Annotated in this window: 26 protein-coding genes and 1 other annotated feature; of the genes, 3 read left to right on the plus strand and 23 right to left on the minus strand. The window is 36.9% G+C overall.

Going from position 1 to position 25,244, the window contains the following annotated elements:
* Positions 1–54: 54 nt before the first annotated feature.
* The 6 genes from MHB70_RS20455 to MHB70_RS20480 all read right to left on the minus strand — a co-directional run bounded on the left by MHB70_RS20455 (position 55) and on the right by MHB70_RS20480 (position 6,764).
* A complete protein-coding gene (locus tag MHB70_RS20455; RefSeq protein ID WP_061529705.1) occupies positions 55–282 on the minus strand; it encodes a YrhC family protein in 228 nt (75 codons plus the stop codon).
* Positions 283–405: 123 nt separating this feature from the next.
* A complete protein-coding gene (gene adhE, locus MHB70_RS20460; protein ID WP_000260456.1) occupies positions 406–3,012 on the minus strand; it encodes a bifunctional acetaldehyde-CoA/alcohol dehydrogenase in 2,607 nt (868 codons plus the stop codon).
* A 260-nt stretch (positions 3,013–3,272) separates the two neighbouring features.
* The gene (locus MHB70_RS20465) at positions 3,273–4,406 is read right to left on the minus strand and encodes a bifunctional cystathionine gamma-lyase/homocysteine desulfhydrase (protein WP_061529653.1); all 1,134 of its coding nucleotides are present in this window, start codon (positions 4,404–4,406) and stop codon (positions 3,273–3,275) included.
* A gap of 3 nt (positions 4,407–4,409) precedes the next feature.
* Complete coding sequence (locus MHB70_RS20470) at positions 4,410–5,333, minus strand: O-acetylserine dependent cystathionine beta-synthase (protein WP_001103866.1); 924 nt, start codon at positions 5,331–5,333, stop codon at positions 4,410–4,412.
* A gap of 82 nt (positions 5,334–5,415) precedes the next feature.
* Positions 5,416–6,111 carry a 5'-methylthioadenosine/S-adenosylhomocysteine nucleosidase gene (gene mtnN / locus MHB70_RS20475; RefSeq protein ID WP_001217044.1) on the minus strand — a complete coding sequence of 232 codons (696 nt, stop codon included), beginning with the start codon at positions 6,109–6,111 and terminating at the stop codon, positions 5,416–5,418.
* A 14-nt stretch (positions 6,112–6,125) separates the two neighbouring features.
* Positions 6,126–6,764 (minus strand): class I SAM-dependent DNA methyltransferase, encoded by a 639-nt coding sequence (locus MHB70_RS20480; RefSeq protein WP_000536326.1) that lies wholly within the window; start codon positions 6,762–6,764, stop codon positions 6,126–6,128.
* Between the two features lie 136 nt (positions 6,765–6,900).
* Here MHB70_RS20480 and MHB70_RS20485 point away from each other — a divergent pair, with 136 nt between their 5' ends.
* Positions 6,901–7,116: a YrzA family protein gene (locus tag MHB70_RS20485; RefSeq protein WP_000010978.1), complete on the plus strand. Its 216-nt coding sequence runs from the start codon at positions 6,901–6,903 to the stop codon at positions 7,114–7,116.
* A 34-nt stretch (positions 7,117–7,150) separates the two neighbouring features.
* Here MHB70_RS20485 and MHB70_RS20490 read toward each other — a convergent pair whose 3' ends face one another.
* The 12 genes from MHB70_RS20490 to alaS all read right to left on the minus strand — a co-directional run bounded on the left by MHB70_RS20490 (position 7,151) and on the right by alaS (position 19,234).
* A complete protein-coding gene (locus MHB70_RS20490; RefSeq protein WP_000897105.1) occupies positions 7,151–7,801 on the minus strand; it encodes a YrrS family protein in 651 nt (216 codons plus the stop codon).
* Between the two features lie 116 nt (positions 7,802–7,917).
* Complete coding sequence (locus MHB70_RS20495; RefSeq protein ID WP_000702462.1) at positions 7,918–9,672, minus strand: peptidoglycan D,D-transpeptidase FtsI family protein; 1,755 nt, start codon at positions 9,670–9,672, stop codon at positions 7,918–7,920.
* Between the two features lie 91 nt (positions 9,673–9,763).
* Positions 9,764–10,240 (minus strand): transcription elongation factor GreA, encoded by a 477-nt coding sequence (gene greA / locus MHB70_RS20500; protein ID WP_000102593.1) that lies wholly within the window; start codon positions 10,238–10,240, stop codon positions 9,764–9,766.
* A gap of 274 nt (positions 10,241–10,514) precedes the next feature.
* Positions 10,515–11,153 carry a uridine kinase gene (gene udk / locus MHB70_RS20505; RefSeq protein WP_000537080.1) on the minus strand — a complete coding sequence of 213 codons (639 nt, stop codon included), beginning with the start codon at positions 11,151–11,153 and terminating at the stop codon, positions 10,515–10,517.
* A 17-nt stretch (positions 11,154–11,170) separates the two neighbouring features.
* Positions 11,171–12,451, minus strand: coding sequence for a peptidase U32 family protein (locus MHB70_RS20510; protein ID WP_000217963.1), 1,281 nt, complete (start codon positions 12,449–12,451; stop codon positions 11,171–11,173).
* Between the two features lie 18 nt (positions 12,452–12,469).
* A complete protein-coding gene (locus tag MHB70_RS20515; RefSeq protein WP_000742797.1) occupies positions 12,470–13,399 on the minus strand; it encodes a peptidase U32 family protein in 930 nt (309 codons plus the stop codon).
* A gap of 7 nt (positions 13,400–13,406) precedes the next feature.
* Positions 13,407–14,048: an O-methyltransferase gene (locus MHB70_RS20520; RefSeq protein WP_000389100.1), complete on the minus strand. Its 642-nt coding sequence runs from the start codon at positions 14,046–14,048 to the stop codon at positions 13,407–13,409.
* A 203-nt stretch (positions 14,049–14,251) separates the two neighbouring features.
* Positions 14,252–15,322 carry an endolytic transglycosylase MltG gene (mltG, locus tag MHB70_RS20525; protein ID WP_000572128.1) on the minus strand — a complete coding sequence of 357 codons (1,071 nt, stop codon included), beginning with the start codon at positions 15,320–15,322 and terminating at the stop codon, positions 14,252–14,254.
* Between the two features lie 218 nt (positions 15,323–15,540).
* A complete protein-coding gene (locus MHB70_RS20530) occupies positions 15,541–15,819 on the minus strand; it encodes a DUF1292 domain-containing protein (protein ID WP_000392249.1) in 279 nt (92 codons plus the stop codon).
* Positions 15,820–15,831: 12 nt separating this feature from the next.
* Positions 15,832–16,245 (minus strand): Holliday junction resolvase RuvX, encoded by a 414-nt coding sequence (gene ruvX, locus MHB70_RS20535; protein WP_001221202.1) that lies wholly within the window; start codon positions 16,243–16,245, stop codon positions 15,832–15,834.
* 3 nt (positions 16,246–16,248) lie between these two features.
* Positions 16,249–16,515, minus strand: coding sequence for an IreB family regulatory phosphoprotein (locus MHB70_RS20540; RefSeq protein ID WP_000348591.1), 267 nt, complete (start codon positions 16,513–16,515; stop codon positions 16,249–16,251).
* Between the two features lie 76 nt (positions 16,516–16,591).
* Positions 16,592–19,234 carry an alanine--tRNA ligase gene (gene alaS / locus MHB70_RS20545; RefSeq protein WP_000811807.1) on the minus strand — a complete coding sequence of 881 codons (2,643 nt, stop codon included), beginning with the start codon at positions 19,232–19,234 and terminating at the stop codon, positions 16,592–16,594.
* Positions 19,235–19,274: 40 nt separating this feature from the next.
* Positions 19,275–19,493: a binding site (T-box leader), on the minus strand.
* A 237-nt stretch (positions 19,494–19,730) separates the two neighbouring features.
* On the opposite strand from alaS, the gene MHB70_RS20550 reads away from it, so the two are divergent.
* Positions 19,731–20,075 (plus strand): PH domain-containing protein, encoded by a 345-nt coding sequence (locus MHB70_RS20550; protein ID WP_000209538.1) that lies wholly within the window; start codon positions 19,731–19,733, stop codon positions 20,073–20,075.
* Between the two features lie 42 nt (positions 20,076–20,117).
* Here the strand turns inward: MHB70_RS20550 and MHB70_RS20555 are convergent, their stop codons facing one another.
* On the minus strand, positions 20,118–21,185 hold the full coding sequence (locus MHB70_RS20555) for an AI-2E family transporter (RefSeq protein ID WP_000793112.1): 1,068 nt from the start codon (positions 21,183–21,185) through the stop codon (positions 20,118–20,120).
* Between the two features lie 176 nt (positions 21,186–21,361).
* On the opposite strand from MHB70_RS20555, the gene MHB70_RS20560 reads away from it, so the two are divergent.
* Positions 21,362–21,574, plus strand: coding sequence for a hypothetical protein (locus MHB70_RS20560; RefSeq protein ID WP_000242555.1), 213 nt, complete (start codon positions 21,362–21,364; stop codon positions 21,572–21,574).
* A 35-nt stretch (positions 21,575–21,609) separates the two neighbouring features.
* Here MHB70_RS20560 and MHB70_RS20565 read toward each other — a convergent pair whose 3' ends face one another.
* From MHB70_RS20565 to MHB70_RS20580, 4 genes are all read right to left on the minus strand, one after another.
* Positions 21,610–21,738: a YrzQ family protein gene (locus MHB70_RS20565; protein ID WP_001053553.1), complete on the minus strand. Its 129-nt coding sequence runs from the start codon at positions 21,736–21,738 to the stop codon at positions 21,610–21,612.
* Between the two features lie 18 nt (positions 21,739–21,756).
* Entirely contained in the window at positions 21,757–21,945 is a 189-nt protein-coding gene (locus tag MHB70_RS20570) for a hypothetical protein (protein ID WP_000469281.1), read from the minus strand.
* 127 nt (positions 21,946–22,072) lie between these two features.
* Positions 22,073–24,409 (minus strand): SF1B family DNA helicase RecD2, encoded by a 2,337-nt coding sequence (recD2, locus tag MHB70_RS20575; RefSeq protein ID WP_000528059.1) that lies wholly within the window; start codon positions 24,407–24,409, stop codon positions 22,073–22,075.
* A 107-nt stretch (positions 24,410–24,516) separates the two neighbouring features.
* Complete coding sequence (locus MHB70_RS20580) at positions 24,517–25,176, minus strand: tetratricopeptide repeat protein (protein ID WP_000066402.1); 660 nt, start codon at positions 25,174–25,176, stop codon at positions 24,517–24,519.
* Positions 25,177–25,244 lie beyond the last annotated feature (68 nt).

Below are 25,244 nucleotides of genomic sequence, written 5' to 3' on the forward strand. Positions count from 1 at the left end.
ACAAAAAGCGCTACAAAAAGATCCTTTCTTTTTGTAGCGCTCTATTTAATACTATTACTCACATTCATTTTCCTCCAACTGGTCACGCATCACTTTTACACGCTGAAAGAAAAAGAACGATAAACTTAAAAATATAACGATGCTCCCCATCATAACAAAAAATTGTATCGTTTCTTTTACTCCATTCGGAATCAATAAGCCAACCATTAACAATGTGCTTACAGCGAGAAGGATCTGTCCGAACCGAGTATAATCTTCTATTTTCCCTTGTAATTCTTTCATCATATTCTCACTCCTCCATTTCACTGTATCATATTCTATGAAACTGAAAGACAAGTAAATGCAGCCATTCGGGGAGATGTTTTCCAAAAGAAAAAGAGCCGCTTAATTGCGACTCTTTCCTATCTATTCCACACCTTTATATGCTTCCATATAAATTTCTTTCAACTCTGAAATGAGCGGTAATTTCGGATTAGCTGTTGTACATTGGTCTTCAAAAGCCCGTTCTGCTAATACTCCAACAACCTCTTCAAATTTCTCTTTATCGACTCCTTGCCCCATAATACTCATATTAATATTCAAGCTTTTTCCAAGCTCAATAATTGCTTGGACAAGTGATTCCACCCCTTCTGCTGCCGAACTTGCTGGAAGCCCGAGCATTCTCGCTATATGTGCATATCTTTCATCTGCCACAAAGTACTCATATTTTGGGAACAATGCGTGTTTTCTTGGCTTAATAGCATTATAGCGGACTACGTGCGGCATTAGAATGGCATTTGCGCGTCCGTGCGGAATATGGAATTCTGGTCCAATCTTATGTGCTAAGCTGTGATTAATACCGAGGAAAGCATTTGCAAATGCCATCCCTGCAATTGCAGAAGCGTTATGCATTTTTTCTCTTGCTTCTTCATCATTTCCATCTTTATATGCTCTCGGTAAATATTTGAATACGAGATCAATAGCTTTTAATGCTAATCCATCTGTATAGTCATTTGCCATAACAGACACATACGCCTCAATTGCATGTGTTAAAACATCCATACCAGTATCTGCTGTTACATGTGGTGGTACTGTCATTACAAATTGCGGATCAACAATCGCTACATCTGGTGTTAATTCATAATCTGCAAGCGGATACTTTATATTATTTTTCTTATCTGTAATAACCGCAAATGGTGTCACTTCTGACCCTGTTCCTGATGTTGTTGGAATGGCAACAAACTGCGCTTTATTTCCTAATTCCGGATATTTACATGTACGTTTTCTTATATCTAAAAATTTCTGTTTAATGCCATAGAATGATGTTTCTGGATGCTCATAGAATAACCACATCCCTTTTGCCGCATCCATAGCTGAACCGCCACCAAGTGCAATAATTACATCAGGCTTAAAGCTTCTCATCATTTCCGCACCTTTAAAAACAGTTTCATCTGACGGATCTGGCTCGACCTCAAAGAACACTTCAACTTTCACATCATTTGCATGCTTACGTAAATAGTGCGTAACTGTGTCTACATAGCCGTGCTCAACCATTCCTGGATCCGTTACAATAAATGCGCGTGAAATGTTAGGCATATTTGCTAAATACGCCGTAGCATGTTTTTCAAAATAAATTTTTGGTGGCAACTTGAACCACTGCATATTCTTTTTTCTATTTGCCAGCCTTTTTATATTTAATAAATGAGTCGCTGTTACGTTTTGAGAAACTGAGTTTTTCCCGTATGAACCACAACCAAGTGTAAGCGATGGAATAAACCCATTATATATGTCACCTATTCCGCCTTGTGATGAAGGTGCATTTACAATAAGACGGCAAGCTTTCATACGTAAACCAAATTGTTTTTGTACTTCTTTATTTGTAGAATGAATGACTGCTGAATGCCCTAAACCTCCAAGATTCAACATTTCTTCGCAATATGTAAATCCTTCTTCTAATGAATTCGCTTTTACACAAGCTAATACTGGGCTCAGTTTCTCACGAGATAGTGGATACGCTGCCCCAATTCCTTTAATTTCAGCTACAAGTATTTTTGTATGTTCAGGCACAGTCATCCCAACTAATTCGGCAATATACTGTGCAGATTTCCCTACAATATCACTATTTACTGCACATGTATTTTCATTTATAACGAGCTTTTCTAATTTCTTTCTCTCTTCCTCTGTTACAAAGTAACAATTATTTGCAATCATTTCTGTTTTAACATCATCATAAATTTCTTTATCGATAATGATTGCCTGTTCCGATGCACAAATCATACCGTTATCAAATGTTTTCGATAAAATTAAATCATTAGCAGCTCGTTTTACATGTGCTGATTTCTCTATATAACACGGTACATTACCAGGACCTACACCTAGTGCTGGTTTACCAGTAGAATAAGCCGATTTCACCATACCAGCGCCTCCAGTTGCTAGAACGAGTGCGACACCATCATGGTTCATTAATTGTTTCGTCGCTTCGACAGATGGTCTTTCAATCCATTGAATACAATGCTTTGGCGCACCCGCCTTCACCGCTGCATCATATACTGTTTTGGCCGCTGCAACGGAACAATTTTGTGCAGAAGGATGAAATGCGAAAATAATTGGATTTCTCGTTTTTATCGCGATTAATGCTTTAAACATTGTTGTTGACGTTGGATTCGTTACTGGCGTTACTCCAGCTACTACACCGACTGGTTCCGCAATTTCTATTATTTCTTCATGAGGATCTTCATGAATAACTCCTACCGTTTTATCTTGCTTTATACTATGCCAAATATATTCAGTGGCAAAAATATTTTTTATGCATTTGTCTTCATAGACACCACGGCCTGTTTCTTCAACAGCCAATTTTGCAAGCGACATATGTTGATCAACACCTGCTAGTGCCATTTCATGAACAATGTTGTCAATCTGTTCTTGTGTAAAACTTTCTAATGCTTGTAAAGCTTCTTGACCGTTATTTACTAACGTATCAATCATCTCTTTTACCTCTTGCATTTCATTTACAACTTTCTCTTTGACTACCATGTAAATTTCCTCCTATTCTGTTATCACGGTCTTTATAAGTCCCTATAGGTCATAATAAGTCCCGATTAGCGAAAAAAAATAGAGTTACCGTCCTACATGAATCTCATTGTTTGTGAAATATTTCACAAGTTTATTCGTGAATAACATTTCATGAATTCAATATACATGAAATCATTTCATTTGTGTATGTCTAATTTGTGAAATATTTCACAAATAAACATAATAAAAATGCACTGCTCCACATTAGCAGTGCATTTTTATTATGCTAGCGCTTGTGCTAAATCTTCAATTAAATCTTCACCATCTTCAATTCCGACAGAGATACGAATTAATGTATCTGTAATTCCTAATTCTTTACGACGATCTGCTGGGATTGATGCATGTGTCATTTGAGATGGGATAGAAATTAAACTTTCGACTGCTCCTAGGCTTTCAGCAAGTGTAAAGTATTGCAGTTTCTCAAGTACTTTATTTAATGTTTCCTCACTATCTACATCAAATGAGATGATAGCACCAAATCCGTTTGCTTGTTCTGTTGCTAATTCATGGTTTTGATGTGATTCAAGGCCTGGATAATATACTTTATTTACTTTTGGATGATTATTTAAGAATTCAGCAATTGCGCGTGAATTCGTTTCATGTTCTTCCATACGAATTCCTAACGTTTTTAAACCGCGAAGTAGTAAGAAGCTATCTTGTGGTCCAAGAATACCTCCCGTTGAGTTTTGTACAAAGTGAAGGTCTTCTGCTAGTTGTGGGCTATTTACCACTACTAGACCTGCAACTACGTCACTATGACCTCCTAAATATTTCGTTGCACTATGAAGTACAATGTCTGCTCCTAAAGAAATCGGCGACTGCCAATATGGCGTCATGAATGTATTATCAATAATTGTTAATAAATCTTTCTCTTTAGCAAGAGTAGATATTTTCTTAATATCAGTAATTTTTAGTAGTGGATTCGTTGGTGTTTCCACATAGATCGCTTTCGTATTTGGACGAATTGCTTCTACAACTTCCTCTAAGTTTGTTGTATCTACAAATGTATGCTCAATACCGAAGCGGTCTAATACTTTCGTAATAACACGATACGTTCCCCCATAAACATCATCTGTTAAAATAACGTGATCACCTTTTGAGAACAACATAATTGTTGCTGTAATAGCAGCCATTCCCGAACCAAATGCAAATCCAGCATGACCGTTTTCTAATACGGCAATCATTTCTTCTAAAGCTGCTCGTGTTGGGTTGCCTGTACGTGAATATTCATATCCTTGATGCTTACCAACTGCTTCTTGTTTATACGTACTTGTTTGATAAATCGGTACGTTTACAGATCCAGTTGAAGGTTCTCCTATGCGAATACCATGAATTAACTTTGTCTTTGCTCTCATTTTTTATTCCCATCCTTTGTATATGTCTTTACTTAAATAGCGCTCACTACTATCAGGAAAAATCGTTACAATATTTGTACCTGGTGTTGCTTTCTCTGCCTCCAGTAAACTTGCATGAAATGCTGCTCCTGAAGAGCTCCCAACTAAAAGTCCTTCTTTTTGCGCTAATTCTTTTACTCGTAAAAATGCATTTCGATCAGAAATCGTATGAATTTCATCAAAATAAGATGTTTTCAAAAATGGTGGAATAAATTCAAGACCAATTCCTTCTGTTTCATGTGAACCAGCTTTACCACCATTTAAAATAGATCCTTCTGGTTCTACAATAACTGTTTTAATATCTATATTTTTTTCTTTCAAATAAGATGCAGTTCCCATGAATGTACCGCCGGTTCCTGCTCCAGCAACAAATATGTTAATCTCTCCATTCAATGCATTCCAAAGTTCAGGACCTAATGTTTTGAAATAAGCACGTGGGTTTGCTTCATTCGCAAACTGACTTGGAGAGTATGAATTCGGTATTTCATTTACTAACTCTTTTGCTTTTGCAATTGCTCCGGTCATTCCTTGCTCAGTCGGTGTATGCACGACTGTTGCGCCTAGCGCTTTCATTAATTCTTGTTTCTCAATACTAAATTTCTCTGGTACACAAACAATAACACGTAAATCATGTTCTAACGCTGCAAGTGCCAGTCCAATACCAGTATTTCCAGCAGTCGGTTCAATAATTGTTCCACCCTGCGTGACAAGCCCTTTTTCTAGCGCGTCTTCGATTAATTCTCTTCCTAAACGATCCTTAACGCTTCCGCCTGGGTTATAAAATTCAAGCTTCGCAAATAAACGGACCCCTTCTGGAAGTGAAAACCGAGTAATTTCTACAATTGGTGTATGACCAATTAACTCATGAACTCCACGATATACATTCATCGTGTTCTCCCCCTTATTTGCCAATAAAGAAAAGGCAACTGTATGTATTTTCTTTATATGAGACAGTTGCCTTTTTGTTACATTACTTTAACTCTTCTAGTACTTTTACGATAAAGTTTGTAGAATGAAGGGCTGCTTGATCTAAAAATTGATCAAATGAAACATTTGATTCTTTACCAGCAATATCGGAAAGTGCGCGGATGATAACAAACGGAACTTCGTATTGGTGGCACACTTGTGCAACAGCTGCCGCTTCCATTTCTACTGCATAAAGATTTTCAAATTTATCACGAATTGCTGCAACGCGGTTCGGATCACTCATAAATGAATCCCCTGTTGCAATCATACCTTTTACAACTTGAATATTCTCTTCAGCTTGCATACATTTCTCAGCTAATGCAACTAATGCCTCATCAGCTTTAAATCCAGGTGGCATTCCTGGTACTTGACCATATTCATAGTTAAATGCTGTTACATCTACGTCATGGTGACGAACTTCTGTTGAAATAACTACATCTCCAACATTTAGAGAATGATGGAATCCACCAGCTGAACCAGTATTAATTACTTTTTCAGGCTTATATTTTTCTAATAAAATTGTCGTTGACATCGCTGCATTTACTTTACCAATACCAGACTTTAACAAGATTACTTCATGTCCTGCTAATAGTCCTTTCGTAAATTCACAACCCGCAACCGTTTCTGTTTTTGCTTGTTCTAATTTGTCACGTAAAATACGTACTTCTTCTTCCATTGCTCCAATTACAGCAATTCTCAATCTAATCCCTCTTTCTATTGCTTAGTTGCCTCCATTACCCAAACGAAATGATTTAATCTCGTAAACGTTACATGGAAGCCATTGTTTTCAAATATAGTCTGCATGATCGGAATACGTGTATAGTATTCCGTTTGCAAATCGTTTGCTAACTGGTGAAAACCTCTTTGTTTTGCTGTTTCAACAGTTTTATCATATGCATCTTGATCTGCAAATATCGTATCAGCAAACACTATTTTACCACCTTTGTTTAGCAATTGACTATACTTCGCAACAGCTACATTTTTTTCATCATCTGTTAAATGATGAAATGCATAGGTGCTTACAATGGTATCAACTGAATTCGGAACTTCAAACGAAAGAAAATCACCTTCTGTAATAGAAAATTCCTTTGGCAATTTCTCTTTTGCAATCATGCGCATTTCACGCGACGGTTCTATACCGTAAACTGTACGACCGGCAAGTAATAATTTATTTGTTAAATTGCCAGTACCAACACCAAATTCTAATACGTTACCAAATGACTTGTTAACTACATCCTCTAAAATGTCCTCATAATGGGCGAAAACTTCTTTATATTGTATATCTTCGCCTTGTACGAATGAGTCGTACGTATGAGCCCACTCATCAAATAAACCATTAAATTCTGTGCCCATAAAAATTCCCCTTTTTCTTATCGGTTTTATCAGTATGATATTCCCTCTTTCTAAAAATGTCAATTGAAATGCACGTGGTATTTCCTTCTTTTCTTTGTTACACTGTAGTTGATTACATAGGAGAGGGGGCATCTTCATGTCATTTACCTTTGAAATGTTAGAAGATAAAATAGAATTTTTTGAAGCGGGAGACTTAGCTTCCTTAGAAAGAAAAATTAGTGAACAAATTGATAATAATAAAGCACTTATGCTTGAAGTTCATCACATCTCGCATCAAATGGTTATGGATCCCGAAAGCAAAAGACCGTATTACAGCGCGGTTGTTCATTTTAAATTAAAGAAATTATGCTAACTAAAAAAGAGAAGCTCCTAGGAGCTTCTCTTTTTTAGTTTAGAGTTTGAACAAGCACTGGTTTCCAGCCCTCATTTTCTACCCAATCAATATTTACATAATATTTTTTACCTGATTGCTTATCTTGTACGTTGCCGTAAGCTTTATTCTTACCGTTATTTCCGATTCTATGAATAACTAATTGCTCTACCGGAACGTCGATTGCAGCGGAAATCGCTTGATTCATCTCATTCCAATCTGCTGTACCTTTGTTAAACGTCATCGCAGGTGTTGCACCTTGCTCTGTACCTACTGGCTTCCAAGAAGGTTTCGTATAAGCATCTGTTGCCTTTGGCTGTGTTTTTTCAGCTGCCACTTTCTCATTAGCTTTCGCTTCTTCTTCAGCTTTTTGCTTTTCTTCTTCAGCCTTTTGCTTCTCTTCTTCTTCCTTCTTCTTAGCCTCTGCCTTCTCTTGTTCGTCCTTCTTCGTCTCTTCTTTACCTTTAGCTTTCTCAGCTTTATTTTCTTTTGTTGTTTGCTGAGCTACCTTTTTATCATTAGAAGACGCTTGCTCTTTTGTGTCAGGAACGAACAATTGATATGCTACAATAGCTACTGCCACTAATACAATAGCGATTGCAATATTTAAAACACCGTTTTGACGACGTTTTTGTTGTTTCTGTTGGAATCTAGATCCTCCTGCCATTCTTCAAACCTCCATGCAGTTTTTCATACTTGCTATTGTAACATTAAATCTAGAAAGGTTGAACATTTACAATAATATTTTCATGAAATGAAAACATTTCACTATGAATTGCAAGATTACTTTTCATTCTCTAATCGATGGATTTCTTCTACGATATCTTTGAAAATGGATGTGACTTTATTTACACTGCTGTCCGTTTCTATATCAACGACAACTAAAGCATATCTTGGATTTTCATATGGAAAATAACCTGCAAACCAGCGATTGACCTTCATCCCTTTTCCTGTTTGTGCTGTCCCAGATTTTCCAGCGACACTTAGTGGCAACGACCTGAATGCTGCTCCTGTTCCTTTCTCTGTTGTTACAACGCCTCTTAATAACTCTTGTAATGTTTTTACTGTTTCATAAGAAAGCTGTTTTCCATTTAATTTATGGTTTTCAAATGTAAAAAAGTCACTTCCATTTTTATACACTATTTTTTTAACAGCTTTCACTTCCATTTTTTCTCCATTCCTAGCAATCGTCGCCATCATATTAGCGATTGCTAGAGGTGATATACGTACATCTTTCTGTCCAATTGCTGTTTGCGCTACCGCTTTTTTACTAGTCTTATTTTCCTCACTCCCCCAGATAATAGCACTCTTCTCCTCTGGCATTTGCTCGAAACGCGATGTATGAAATACCGAACCGTTCCAACCAACCTTTCCAACTGCTCCTAAAGCCGCTACGTACGTTTCTAACACCATCTTATCCTTTTGTATTAGCTCGTTACCTAACTGTGAGAATGCCCTGTTACAGCTTCTAGCAAAGCTCCCTTTAAAACTAAGTGTTCCCATCAAAACTTGTGGGTCGTTTTCACCATATAAATCTTTATTACAATTAAATGTGCGATTCAATACATTTATATTTTGATCAATCGCTGCCGTTGCAACTACTGTTTTAAAAACAGAACCAGGAAAATGCGGTGTTAACATTTGATTTTCAAGTGTAGCTTTATATAATCTTTCGTTTTTAACCTGTAAAGATGGTTTGCTAACCATCGCTAGTATTTCATTTGTTTTTACATCAAGTAATACTAATCCCCCCTTCTTTATTTCACTTTTTTCAATTGTCTCTTCAGCTTTTTGCTGCAACTCTTTATGTAAAGTAGTTTGAATTGTAACTGGATAAAATGGATTTCCTGGCGAAGTGTATTTCGCCTGTTTTCCAAAAATCGGTTCTCCTTGCCGGTCCACTTGATACAATACTTTTGCCTCTCCATCAGTTAATAAAAATTCATCAAAAGATTGCTGTAATCCAGAAATACCAATTGGCGTTTGTTTTGAAATTTTTTCTACTTCTCCATATCGCTTTTGGAATTCTCGTTCATTCTCCCCCACTTCACCCACTAAATGATTTGTCCCTCCAGTTTGTTTTAATCGAACTTCAGCCGCTACAATGCCCAATACATTTAATTGATTAATCTTCTCCATCTGCTCTCGTACTAAAGGAAATGGCTCATTTCCTCTTTGGAGTATAAATGCATTTTTTTTATCTTTCATTTGTATTTTGATCTCTTGTCTCGACACACCAATGATATGCGCAATTTTCTTTAACATGTCATTTTTTATTTGTAAAAAAGGAAAAATAATTAAAACTGGGTATTTCTCTTCACCAATTTCTTTATCATTCCGATCTGTAAAATGTCCTCTTCCATTATCTACTGTAAGTGATTGTGTTCGTTGCGTAACGCTTCTTTCGATTAAATTAATATTTCGATCAGTAAAAGATTCAGTATCTATAATCTGTATTTGGAGTAAACGACAAAGTAATAAAAACATCACACATATAAAACAAATTAAAACAACTGTAATTCTCCGTCTTATTTTCATAAAAAAACACCTCGTCTATTATAGTTTGGACGAGGTGTTTAACCTTTTATACAAATAAAAAAACCACTCGTTTTTACACGAGTGATTTTTATTATTTAACAGAGATAATCTCTACTTGCATTTCTCCGCCTGGTGTTTGAATTGCTACCTTCTCACCAATTTGCTTACCTAATAAGCTCTTTGCGATTGGAGAATCGTTAGAAATTCTTCCTTCGAATGGGTCAGCTTCCGCGCTACCTACGATTGTGTAAGCTTCTTCATCTCCATTTGGTAATTCTTTAAATGTTACTGTTTTACCTAATGTAACGACAGTAGATTCTTCGCCATTATCTTCGATGATAACTGCGTTACGAATCATGTTTTCTAATTGTGTAATACGTCCTTCTACGAACGCTTGCTCATCTTTCGCTGCATCGTACTCAGAGTTCTCAGAAAGATCGCCGAAGCTACGCGCGATTTTAATACGCTCTACTACTTCTTTACGTCTTACTGTTTTTAATTGCTCAACTTCGTTCTCTAATTTTTGCTTACCCTCTTGCGTCATAGGGTATGTTTTTTCTGTTGACATATTTTCCACTCCTTTTATATACCAATCCCCCGAAAAAAGAGGAGTTCCATATGAAAACTCCTCCGCTTCCATTGTTAGCGGAGGTTTCTAGTACCCTTGCACTAGCGGAGTTGTCACATACAACCCCGTATTTCCAATTCTTCTTTTAAAGAAGATATGTATGGAAAGTTGATATAAATATGCCCTCACCTATATATAGATGAGGTTGCATGCTTCATTGTATTCGATAGGAAGGGAAAAAATCCCTTCCTATCGTATATCTTTTACTATGCTATTACAAATTTACTTTTTGTTCAAGAATTGTTGCAATTTTTGTCACCATAATATCAATTGCAACATGGTTTTGTCCACCTTCAGGGATAATAATATCCGCAAATTTCTTAGAAGGCTCAATAAATTGATTGTGCATTGGACGCACAACAGTTACGTATTGATCAATAACTGAATCCATCGTACGACCGCGCTCTTTAATATCACGCTGCATGCGGCGCAGGATACGAAGATCTGCATCTGTATCAACGAATAACTTAATGTCCATCAACTCACAAAGACGTGGGTCTTCTAAAATAAGAATTCCTTCTAAAATGATTACATCTTTCGGCTCAACTGGAATAATTTCTTCTGAACGCGTATGCAATGTATAGTCATATACAGGCTTATCAATTTGCTCATATGCAAGCAACTGCTGCAAATGTTCAATTAACAGATCATTATCAAACGCAAGCGGATGATCATAATTTGTTTTTAAACGCTCTTCCATCGGTAAATGGCTTTGATCTTTGTAATAATAATCTTGCTCCAAGATTAAAATGGAATGACCTTTAAAATGGTCAAAAATCGCTTTCGTTACACTTGTTTTTCCTGATCCTGAACCACCAGCGATTCCAATTACAACAGGCTTATTCGTCCCCATTCGACTACCACTCTTTCTTATTGAAGTATGTTTTTGCGCATCATATTATTCACATACACTGGTTGATCCACTTTGAATTTTACGATTTGCAACGGATGTCTCGCTGCATCTAATTCGTTTCCATCCTCATCCCAAATTTTCTCCACCGTCTGCGTAAAGTTTTCTATTTCTGGTCCAAAGAACTCCACTTCATGTCCTGGTTTGAAGTGATTACGTTGCTCAAGCGTTACGATGCCCGTTTCTTCATTATAATCTAACACTAAACCAGCAAAATCATACGTTGTTTTCTTACTATGATTTCCAAACATTTGCTCTTGATGTCCTGGAACCCCTTCAAAGAATGCAGGAGCTGTATCACGATTTGCACATTTATCAAGCTCATCTAACCATTGTTGTTTAAACTCAAAGTTATCCGGATCCGCACAATACGCATCAATTACTTTGCGATATACAGTTGCTACAGTCGCTACGTAATGGATAGATTTCATACGTCCTTCAACTTTTAAGCTATCAATTCCAATTTCAATCATTTTCGGAATTGACAAGATTAAATTTAAATCTTTTGGACTCATCGCAAAGTGAGCATCTTCTTTTTGGAATAAAGGAAGCTCTTTTGCATCTTTATGTTGTGATACCGTTTGAACTAAGTCATAGTCCCAGCGACAAGATTGACAACAACCACCACGGTTAGAGTCACGCGCTGTCATATGGTTACTTAATGTACATCTTCCTGAATATGCGATACACATTGCACCATGGACGAATGCTTCAATTTCAATGTCCACTTTGTCTTTAATTTCTTTCATTTCTTCATAGCTTGCTTCACGAGCTAATACAAGACGATGTAAACCTTCTTCTTTCCAATACTGTGCTGCTTTCCAGTTGGATAGCGATTGTTGTGTACTTAAATGCACCTCAACAGAAGGCGCTACACGTTTACACGTCTCAATAATAAGCGGATCTGCAACGATAATTCCCGTTACACCAGCCTTTTCAATCCCTTTTAAATATTCCTCTAGCCCGTCCATATTTTCATTATGTGCGAAAATATTTGTTGTTACGTATATTTTCGCTCCATATTTCTTTGCAAATTCAACGCCTTCTGCCATATCTTCTAGCGTAAAGTTACCTGCATTAGAACGAAGACCAAATTCTTGTCCACCTAAATATACAGCATCTGCCCCATAATGGATAGCTACTTTTAATTTTTCTAAGTTACCCGCAGGGATTAACAGTTCAGGTTTCTTCACAATAACGCGCTTGCCATCGATCACTCGTGAAATTTCTTGTACAGTCATTTCCTACACCCTCCTCGTTTAGTAAACCGTTTCTTTAAAGAAGAATCCTGTATCTAATGGACGATTTACTGGTTGCATTTCTTCTATTTCTTTATATAGATCATCTTTCACGTCATAATACGCATCACGATCTTCCACACACAAATCAATCGCTTGACGATATTTCTTCGTTACTTCAATAATGTATTCAGAGCTTTTTAGTACACCATCGATTTTTAAGCTATCAACTTCAGCCTCAATTAGTTCCTCTAATTCATCGATGAAACAAATATCATTCGGACTCATAATGTGAGTACCATTTTCATCTTCATAAATTGGATATTTATTGTTACGCTCTGGGTCATACAAGAACATATTCTCTTCATATTTTTTCTTTTCAATGTCAAGATTACGTCCTTGATACTCAAAGTAGTTTCCTACTAACGAACGCTTCGATTGGAACATACAAGTCATACCGTGAATTTGCACTTCAAGTTCCACTTCAGCATTTTCTTTTAAATCAACAATTTCATCTAAGCTAAGCTCACGAGCTAATACAGCACGCTTCGCTCCTCTTTGACCCCAGTAGTTACAAGTGAACCAATTTGTTGCTGTCGTTTCTGTATTCCAGTGCAGTTGCATATTTGGTGCTACTTCACGAACAGCCATTAATACCGCTGGATCTCCGAAGACAATTGCATCTACATGTACTTCGTTTAAAAATGCAACGTAATCTGTTAATTCTTCTACTTTATCATTATGGAACATAGCATTCATTGCTACGTATACTTTCACACCATTTTCATGTGCAATTTTAACAGATTTTTTTACATCTTCACGTGAAAATTCCCCTGCTAAACGTAAACCAAACTTTTGTTCACCGATCATTACTGCATCTGCTCCTGCTTTCGCAAGAGGTTCGATATCCGCCACCGCTCTTGGCGTTACTAACAATTCAGGTTTCTTCATACCTTGGTCATCCTCTCTTTTTACTAACAGCTACTCCATCTCCAATTGGGAAAATCGTTGTATCATATCCTTCATGGTTCATAAGCCATTCATTGTACGTCTTAATACGACGGATTAAACCACGTGTACGTCTATTTTCAATTTTCTCTTTTGTCGTTACAAGACCATGGTACATAACATTATCTGAAATAATTACGCCACCAGGGTTTAATAACGGTTCATATAAGTCAAAAAAGCGACGATATTGTCCTTTTGCTGCATCAATAAAAATAACGTCAAATGTTCCGTGTTCTTTTACTTGTTCACCCGTCTCTAACGCATCACCGTATATAACTGAAATACGTTCTTTTACTGGGGAACGTTCTATATATTCAAGTGCTTTTTCATATCGTTCACGATTGCGCTCAACTGTCACAATGCGTGAATTTGGAATAGCTTGCATCATACGAATACTAGAATAGCCAATTGCTGTACCAAGCTCTAAAATGCTTTTCGGTCCAATTAAACGTAAAAATTGCAGCATAAATTCCATTCCAAGTCGATCCATAATCGGCACATGATTTTCTGTTGCATATTCTTCCATTTCAAGAATTAATTTATCTTTTGGATCAATAAATGATAATAGGTACTCGTTAACTGCATCCTCCATAAATGGTCCTCCTTATTTACATGGAGAAGTGCCTCTATGACGTCTTTTCACACATAGAATGCAATAAAAATACAAGCCAGCTTTACCCTTAGCTTGTACGTCCCGTTTTGATATTAAAAACGATTCTTCTGCCAGTTTTTAACCCGATATATTTTACCACAAAAAAGAGGGATGTGCGACCTTTTTCGCTATCCCTCCCCATTTCACTGTTTTTTCGTAATATATTTTTGCTTTAATGCATTATGCTCTTCTAATGTTTTCGCATAGTACACTTCACCACTTGGTGCAGCTAAGAAATAATAATAATCTGTTTGCGCAGGTTCTAACGCAGCTTCCACTGAATGTTTACCAGAGTTCGCAATCGGTCCAACTGGTAATCCTTTTACAACATACGTATTATACGGTGAATTCACCTTTAAATCCTCGTATAATACACGTTGCTTATGCTTTCCAAGCGCGTATAATACCGTTGGATCTGTTTGAAGGGGCATACCTTTTGCTAAGCGATTATAAAAAACACTAGAAATCTTTTGGCGATCTGTAAAACCAGTCGCCTCTTCTTCAATCAGTGAAGACAATGTTAAAAGCTGATGAACATCCCAGTTCTTCGCTTTCATTTTCGCCTCGTTTTGAACAATGATTGCATTTGTTTTCTCAAGCATTGGAATTACGATTTCTTCTAACGTTGTATCTTTCTTATAGAACGAATACGTCGCAGGATATAAATACCCTTCTAATGGATATTTAATATTACTATCAAAGATTTTATCCGTTAATAACTTCGGATACTTTTGCTGCATTTTTTGAATAAATGCTTTATCGTTTAATTGACGCGTAACATCATCTTTATTCCACTTTAATTCACTCGCAACCGTTTCTGCAATTTCAGTTACTTGCGCTCCTTCTTTTATCGTCACTTTATACAGAGCTGGACGATGTACATTACCAGATGACATTTGTTCAATGACATCTGAGGCACTCATTGAAGGATTTAATAAATATGTACCAGCTTGTAAGTTTTTTGATTTAGCCTTTGTATAAAAGCTAAAAACTGTACCGTTTTTCACAGCACCCTTTTCTTCTAAAATTTCACCAATTTTACTAGTAGATGATCCTTTCGGAATTTCTACTTCAATCTCTTTTTTATTCCCGCTATCAACTGGTCCTAATGCCGATGAAATATACGCATAGACTGAACCACAAACTAAAAGCAGTGCAATAATCGAAAATAAAAAAATGCGTCTACGCTTCTTTTTCACTTGATTCTCTATCAAAACTCTTCCTCCTTATTCAATTGTAGGCCATATGTACGTCTTTCTATACAACACGATGAAAAATCACAATAAACTTACCTATCAATTTTTGACAGATATTTTATTTTTCTACAATCCGTCTCATTATACTACAAAGGATTACACAGTTTCGACAAAAAATCTTTCATTTTACATATAAAAAAAGATGGACTATATATCGTCCATCTTCTCAGTACTTATTATTCAGCTTCTTGCTCATCAGCTAGAGTGTTGAACATTTCTTGTACCATTTCCCACTCTTCTTCAGATTCGATTGGAAGTAAAGTTCCGCCCTCTTCTTCATTTTGCTCATAAGCCATTGCATCATAAATTTGGTCTCCATCTTCGTCTACTTCACCGATTGGAGAGAAGACTACATATGATTTTTTGCCAAATTTTTCAGCATCAAAAGTGAAAACAATCTCACATAAATGTTCGTTACCTTTTTCGTCTACAATTGTAATTTGATTTTCTTCCATTTTGGTCACCTCTTATTTACTATCTAAAAATCCTTGTAAGATTACGACTGCAGCCATCTTATCGATTACTTGCTTTCGCTTCTTACGACTTACATCAGCTGAAATGAGTAGACGCTCCGCCGCCATCGTCGACAAACGCTCGTCCCACATTACAACGTCTAATTGTAACAGCTCTCGTAGGTTTTCTGCAAATTGCTGGCACGCTTCACCACGTGGGCCAATTGTACCATTCATATTTTTAGGTAAACCTACTACTATTTTGTCCACATTGTACTGCTTTACTAACTCAGAAATACGGTCAAAACCAAAGTGACCTCGTTCTTCGTTAATCTTGATTGTTTCCAATCCTTGTGCTGTCCAGCCCATTTCGTCGCTCATTGCAACTCCGACTGTTTTTGTACCTACATCTAAACCTAATATCCGCATAAACTACTCCTCACGATGATGTTTCAAGTAAGACTTCACAAGCTCTTCAATTATCTCATCACGTTCAAGTTTGCGAACAATGCTTCGTGCATCTTTATGGCGAGGTATGTATGCTGGATCTCCACTTAATAAATAACCGACGATTTGGTTAATCGGATTATAGCCTTTTTCTTGAAGTGCATCATACACAGTTAAAAGTACATCATTTACATGGACACTCTGTTTTTCATCTTGAATGCTAAACTTCATTGTTTTATCAAAACCGTCCATTTCAAGCACCTCACTTATATAGTAAGTATAGGGAGAAGAACTTCTCCTCTCCCTACCATTGTACACTACTATCTCTTTATTTTGAAACAGATTTAACGTACTCTTGTACAAATGCTAAAGCTTCTTCAACTTGTGCTGGGTTTTTACCGCCCGCTTGAGCCATATCAGGACGGCCACCACCGCCACCGCCACAACGAGAAGCTACTTCTTTCACAAGTTTACCAGCATGGTAACCTTGGCTAATTAAATCTTTCGTTACGCCAGCTAAAATGTTTACTTTATCGTCATTTACAGACACTAATACAACAACTGCAGACTCTAATTTATTTTTAAGGTCATCCATCATCGTACGTAAGTTGTTCATATCTGCAACATTTACTTTCGCTGCTAATACGTTTACGCCATCAACTGTCATTACTGAATCAGTTAAGTTTCCAGCTTCGATATTGCTTAATTTTGCAGCAAGAGATTCATTTTCTTTTTGAAGTTGTTTCACTTCAGCAAATAAGCCATCAACTCTCGTTAAAATATCTTTCGGATTTGTTTTCATTTTTCCTGCTGCTTCTTTTAATAAACCTACTTGATCGTTCATTAATTCGTATGCAGACTTACCAGTTACCGCCTCAATACGACGAGTTCCTGCACCGATACCAGACTCAGCAACGATTTTGAAAATACCGATAGAAGCTGTGTTATCAACGTGACAACCACCGCAAAGCTCTAAGCTGTAATCGCCTACTTGTACAACGCGTACAACATCACCGTATTTTTCACCGAATAATGCCATTGCACCCATTTCTTTCGCTTCTTCGATTGATTTTTGAGAAATCTCAACGTTAATACTTTCCCAAATTTTCTCGTTTACGATACGCTCAATTTTTTCTAATTCGTCAGCTTGTACTTGACCGAAGTGAGAGAAGTCAAAGCGTAAACGTTCAGAAGTTACAAGAGAACCTGCTTGGTTAACATGCGTTCCAAGTACATCTTTTAACGCTTGGTGTAGTAAGTGAGTTGCTGTATGGTTTTTCACAACGCTACTACGGTTTTTCGTATCGATAACAGCTTTTACAGCCGCACCTTTCGTTAATGTACCTTCTTCCACAACTACTTTGTGTAAGTTTTGACCATTTGGTGCTTTTTGTACATCTTTTACAACAACTTTCACGCCATCAGCAAGAAGGTAACCACGGTCTGCAATTTGTCCGCCGCTCTCAGCATAGAATGGTGTTACATCAAGCATTAACTGTCCTTCTTCACCTGCTTGTAAGCTATCTGTATACTCACCGTTTTTCACAAGTGCAACAATGTTACTTTCTGTTGCAACTGTACCGTAACCAACGAATTCGCTCGCTACTTTAACTTCACCAAGTACACCGCCTTGAACTTGCATAGAATCAACGTCTTGACGAGCAGCACGTGCACGCTCACGTTGTTTTTCCATTTCAGCTTCAAAACCTTTATGGTCAACTGTCATACCAGCTTCTTCTGCATATTCTTCTGTTAATTCAATTGGGAAACCGTACGTGTCGTATAAACGGAACGCATCTACGCCAGAAATAACAGTTGTTTTTTCTTCTTTCGCTTTTGCAATAACTTCAGCTAAAATTGCTTCACCATCATGAAGTGTTTCGTGGAAGCGTTCTTCTTCATTTTTCACAACTTTTGCGATGAAATCTTTCTTTTCCAGTACTTCTGGATAGAAGTCTTTCATTACTTCTCCAACAACCGGTACTAATTCAAACATGAATGGACGGTTGATGTTTAATTTCTTAGAATAACGAACAGCACGGCGTAATAAACGACGTAATACATAACCACGGCCTTCGTTAGATGGAAGAGCACCGTCACCAACAGCGAATGTTACTGTACGAATATGGTCAGCAATGACTTTAAACGCCATATCTTTTTCTAAGTCTCCATTACGATACTTCTCACCAGAAATTGATTCTGTTGCACCAATCATTGGCATGAATAGATCCGTATCAAAGTTCGTAGGTACATCTTGAACGATAGATGTCATACGCTCTAGACCCATCCCTGTATCAATGTTCTTCTTAGGAAGTGGTGTATATGAACCGTCTGGATTATGGTTAAATTGAGAGAATACAAGGTTCCATACTTCTAAGTAACGCTCGTTTTCTCCGCCCGGATATAATTCTGGGTCACTAAAGTCATTACCGTAAGCTTCCCCGCGATCATAGAAAATCTCTGTATTCGGTCCACTTGGTCCTTCACCGATATCCCAGAAGTTTTCTTCTAAGCGGATGATGCGCTCTTTTGGAACACCCATTTTCTCATTCCAAATTGTAAATGCTTCTTCATCTTCCGGATGGATTGTAACTGATAGTAATTCTTTATCGAATCCAATCCACTTGTCGCTCGTTAAAAATTCCCAAGCCCAAGTAATTGCTTCTTCTTTGAAGTAATCACCGATCGAGAAGTTCCCTAACATTTCAAAGAATGTATGGTGACGAGCTGTTTTCCCTACGTTTTCAATATCGTTTGTACGAATTGATTTTTGAGCATTTGTAATACGTGGATTTTGCGGGATTACGCGTCCATCAAAATATTTTTTTAATGTTGCTACACCACTGTTAATCCATAGAAGAGATGGATCTTCATGTGGAACTAGTGATGCACTAGGTTCTACTGCATGTCCTTTTTCTTGGAAAAAGTCTAAAAACATTTGACGAATTTGTGCGCCTGTTAGTTGTTTCATTGTATTTTCCTCCTTAAATATAAAAAACTCCCGCCCCTATAAAAGGGACGAGAGTTAACTCGCGATACCACCCTAATTATGAATTGATTATTATAACAATCAATTCATCACCTCATGGTGCCGTAACGTGGCAAGACGGCAGTGATTAGCTGCTCTCAGGATTAGCTTTCTGTTACCCTTCATTTAAAGCTCCTTTCAGCCAGTGGAAGCTTCTCTCTACAAATGGACTGTAACGTACTTGTTCCGTCATTGATTTAATGTATTATATGACTAAATATAATAGAATTCTCTTAAGTTTGTCAATGTAGATAATCATTTATATTGTATCAATTGTTTATTACTCATAGTTATTCTACTATTCATTCTTAACAGCCTTTCAATATATTATGCATTTATTACTAAATAGGAATCTCCTCACAAAAAATACTTTATACAAACTTCTAAATATTACATTATTTGTTATAATTAAATTATTAACAATAAAGGAGCGATTACAATGACAACTTTATTGAATCAAGCTAGAGAAATGTTAACAACTGATGAAAAAATTCTTTTTTATGCAGCATGTTCATTAGACATATTTATTTATCGTTCCGTCGCAAGGCCAGGCCTATTGATTTTAACGGACAAAAGGCTATTCTTTTATGGACCAGATGTAAGTAAGAATCCAATATTTGAAGAGTACTCTTTCGCAAAAATTTCTAATCTAAAAGAACAAAAGCGCCTTTTCAGCAATCAAATTGTATTTATGTATGATACGGAATGGAAAAGAATAAAACATATTCAAACAACTGATGTGAGCTCTTTTGTTCAAAAAATAAAAAATCAGCTCCCTAAATAATCATATGATTAGCCCTCTATTTTTTAAATAGAGGGCTTCATTTTAAACATCTTCTCTTTTCCAAAGAGGCCTCACATGAACAATCACTGTACGAATAACTGCTAAAATCGGAACCGATATTAGCAATCCTACAATCCCGGCTATCTCTCCTCCAACTAGTAAGGCAAGCATAATAATAACGGGGTGCATACGAAGCGACTTACCAACGATGTAAGGCGATAAAATGTTACTTTCCAAAAATTGCAAAATAGCAATTGTAATCCCCGCCTTAATGAGTAAACTCGTTGATACCGTTGCCGCAATCATCAACGTGGGAATCGCCCCTAAAATAGGACCAAAGTATGGGATTATATCCGTTACCCCAATAATAATGCCGAGCAGCAATGGATACTTCATACCGATAAACCAAAAAGAAAGAACAGATACTCCCCCTAATACTAAGCAAACAAATAACTGTCCTCGAATATAACTTCCGAGTGATTTATCAATTTCTTTCGCAAGCATTTGACCCGTACTACGCCACTTACTCGGAACTAGTTTCCAAAAGATATGATAAAACTCACCGTAATCTTTTAATATGTAAAATACAATGAACGGAATCAAGAAAATAATGAGCAATGAATCCAGTACACCACGGGCTGTGCTCATAACTTTATTTAAAAGCGTTTGTATCTTCATTTCTACACCAACGAAAATTTGCTTTACCTTTTCATGAATAAATGATGGGAAATTCGCTGTTTGTTCTGTAACGCCATCCATCCAAGAATCATACATTTTTGTGAACTGCGGAAATTGTTCATTAATTTCTTGTAACTGTTTAATAACAACTGGCGTTCCTTTATAAATCCCATAGCCAATCCCGCCAAAGAACAGGATGTAAATGAGCAAAATAGCGAGTGTGCGCGGCATCCCTTCCTTATGAATTTTTTCAATTAAAGGATGCAATAAATACGCAATAAAACAAGCGATAAGAAACGGTGTAATCGCCACTTTACATACAAAAATAATCGGCGCCCATAGTGGCTTGATCTTTAAGAAGACAAGCAAACAAAGAAATACAAGTAACAATAATCCTAAACGGTATATCCAAATGATTTTAAGATTCTTCACACGAAAAACCTCCTCCACCTTTATTTTGAAAATAAATAGGGTAGGTTATGTGCAAAACTTTTAAAATCTTTTCATACAGACCATACTGTTTTGTAAAGACGTACATATACATAACATAACAAGGACAACCATCCCTGAGAATGCAGCATGAAACAATATAATCAGGAGGACTCATAATGGTTTTATTTATGCTCGTATTATCAGCACTTTTTATGATTCTTGAATGGGTTTGTATCGGATTTGGTATTTGGAAAGGTTTCTTTATTCGTTCCTCACGAAAAGAGAGGGCGAAGCAATTATTTCATTACGGAATGCTTGGTGTTGGGTGTTACGGTCTATCTTATCTCTTCTCTGAAATTGGACTTTTATATTTGCATACGAGCGCATAAAAAAACTCCCTTATCATGAAGGGAGTTTTTTACGTTTATAAATAAGATTTAATCATCTTACGTGCTTTTTTCATATTGCGTTTTGAAAATACATCTTGCTTGCGAGCATATTGATATGCTGCAGCTCCAACACCTAATGCGATTAATGAATTGCGTAGATTCAAAGTAAATCCCCCTTTTCGTTATCCGATCGTTCTTTCGTTCTCATCAAATAAATCATCAAGAGAGCTTAATGAACCATCTTCCTCTACTTGATGCGTATGGATTTTCCCCTTTGAAACCGATAATTCGATATAACAATTCCAGCAATAAAATTGGTTGACACCTATTTTTCCGATGTCTTTCCCTTTGCAATTTGGACAAATAAACATATGGCTTTCATCTCCTTACAGTCTCCCAGATTCTATTCGCCATTATGTCCAAACCCCATTCATTTATACATTGCTGGAGCCTTTCAACGTTATACGTTTGAAAGTTTCACTATATAATTTCACCTCGTTACATGAAATCATACGGTGAAATGTTTTCCACGTCCATTTCCTCGCCATTAACCGTTACCATCTGCACCTCTCCTTGTGATTCTTGCAAACGACTAGCTAAAGTCGTTTGACGCATTGCATCGTCAAGGCGATTTACACCGGATTGAAAAGCCGCTTCCTCCCCACAAATAATAAGGAATTTCTTACTTCTTGTAATGCCCGTGTAAATTAAATTACGACGTAACATACGGTAGTAGCTCTTTACAATCGGCATAATAACTATTGGAAATTCACTACCTTGTGATTTATGAATCGAGCAGCAATATGCATGGGTAATTTGATTTAAATCCGGCTTTGTATACGTTACTTCGATTCCATCAAATGAAACGATAATCATGTCCTGTTGCTCAACATTTTCTTTTGCATAAAACACCGAAACAATTTCTCCAATATCACCATTAAATACTTGGCTTTCCGGCTGATTGACTAATTGAAGTACTTTATCACCTCTTCGATACACAACGTCACCGTAGGCAATTTCTTTACTTTTTTCTTTTTTCGGATTAAACACTTCTTGAAGAGCTTCATTTAACACATTAATACCTGCTGGTCCGCGGTACATAGGTGCCAACACTTGGACATCTCTTGCGCTAAACCCTTTCGTCTTCGCGTTTTCACATACTTTTTTTACAACTTCAACAATTTGAGCCCCTGCACAGCTGATAAATGAACGATCTTTTTTATTTTGAGCTAAATCCGGTGGAAGTGTTCCGTCTTTTATCGCATGGGCAAGCTGAATAACAGACGAACCTTCCGCCTGACGATAAATTTCTGTAAGTTTTACCGTTGGAATGGCTCCTGCATTTAATAAATCTTTTAACACTTGTCCAGGTCCTACAGATGGCAACTGATCTTCATCACCTACAACGATAACTTGAATATTTGTCGGAAGTGACTTGAATAGCTGATTTGCAAGCCAAATATCTACCATCGAAAACTCATCAATAATGAGTAACTTCCCTTGAACTGGATCGGTTTCATTACGCTGGAAAGACCCTTCTGGCGTCCAACCAAGCAGACGATGAATTGTACAAGCAGGGAGCCCGGTAGATTCACTCATTCGCTTCGCTGCTCTTCCTGTTGGAGCCGTTAATAATATTGGAAATGGATTATCATCACTGTATTCATTCGGATTTAATGATACCCCATGCAAGGACGCGTACATTTCAACAATTCCTTTAATAACTGTTGTTTTCCCCGTTCCTGGTCCACCTGTCAATAACATCATCGGCTTATGAAGTGCCGTTTGAATTGCTTCTTGCTGAAACGGTGCATACTGCACCTTCAGCTGTTCTTCAATTTCACCTAATGTTTTTAACATTTCTGCTTCAGGAAATGAAGGGGTTTCCTCTTGATTCATAAGCCTACGAATAGACTTTACAACACCTTTTTCAGAGTAAAATAACGATGCTAAGTACACTCGTTCTTCTTCAATGATGACTTTCCCTTCACTTTGCATCATTTCAACACAGCCTATAATGTCTTCCTCAGTCACTCTACCTTCTTGATTATTTAAAAGTGACATCGTTTCTCTTACAAGTTGATCTTTCCCCATATAAACGTGACCGAGCTGCAGTGAAACATTCTCTAACGTATAAAAACATCCCGCACGTACACGGTCATCATGATTACCCGATATACCTAACGCACGTCCTATATCATCTGCTCGTCCAAAACCAATCCCGTCCACTTCTTCAATAAGTTGATATGGATTATTACGAATCACTTCTAATGTCATTTCTTTATATTGCTGATAAATTTTAATAGAAAGCTTCGTTCCAAAACCGTAACCATTTAAAAAGCTCATTACTTTCTCTAACCCTTGATGCTCCACAATTGTCTCATATATTTCCTGTGCTTTTTGTTTGTTAACAACACCATTTAACGCATCAGGATCATCCATAATTTTAGAAATGGCATGCTCACCAAGGTGATCTACGATTTTTTCAGCCGTACGCTTTCCAATCCCTTTAAATAAATCGCTCGCTAAATATTGCACCATACCTGCTTTTGTTTGCGGCAATTCTTTCTTAAACGTTTCAACTAAATATTGTTTCCCATACTTCGGGTGGTCTTTAAAATGACCTGTTAATGTAAACACTTCATCTTCATGCATACGGGGAAAATGACCGTTTATCATTACTTTTTTTTCGTCGTATGTTTCATTCGTTTCAATGATTTTCATACTGACAACGGAATAGAGGTTTTCTTCGTTGTGGAAAATGGTATGAAGAACTTGCGCTTTTATAAATTTTTTCTCTTCCTCAAACAAATCCATGGCATGTTGATTTCCCATCTTTCCTCTCCTTCCCGAGTTCTTTTCACCTTAATGAGCAGTACATCCCCCACCTCTTTCACAATCTTTAGATGAGGGGTAACTGCGCATTAAACTATTATTTCACTTTATTCAGCTTCTTGCTCTAATAAACGAATACCATTACCAGCTAAAAAGTGGTCTGGCTGAATTTCAGTTGCTTTCTTAAATAAAGTAAGAGCTTTCTCGTTATTTTCTTCAAATACGTACGCAACACCTAAATTATAATACGCATCTGCATGCTCTTCATCCATTTCTAATACCTTTTCAAAATAAGGTTTTGCCTCTTGAATATGTTCTAGTCGCGCGAAGCAAAGTCCGCATTGGAAAACAGCTTCTACATCGTCTTCATCTAATTCCGTCGCTCTTTGTAAAAATGGTAATGCAAGACGATCATTTCCAAGTTGCACATGTGTAATACCTAACATAAATGTTACATCAGCTGACTGTAAGCCCGATTGCATTGCTTGTTCAAATACAGATTTTGCCTCTGCAAATTGCTCTTGACCGTAATATACGTTTCCTAAGCCATAATAAGCAGCCGCAGATTTATCATCTAACTCTAATGCACGCTTATAAAATAAAATTGCTCGTTCACTATCACCTAATACATCTAATAAATTCGCAAAGTTAATATATCCAAGCGCATCTTTCGGATTTTCTTCGATTGCTTCTGTAAAATTTTTAGCTGCTTCTTCCCAGTTTCCTTCTTGCATATATTGAATACCTGTTTCAAGTTTGTTTGACATGTCCTTCACCTCTACAACAAATTATAACAAAGAATGTATTTTCCAAGCGAACGAAAATTCGCTTTATA

This window comes from Bacillus sp. FSL M7-1020 (genome assembly GCF_038050415.1).
Taxonomy (GTDB): Bacteria; Bacillota; Bacilli; order Bacillales; family Bacillaceae_G; genus Bacillus_A; species Bacillus_A toyonensis.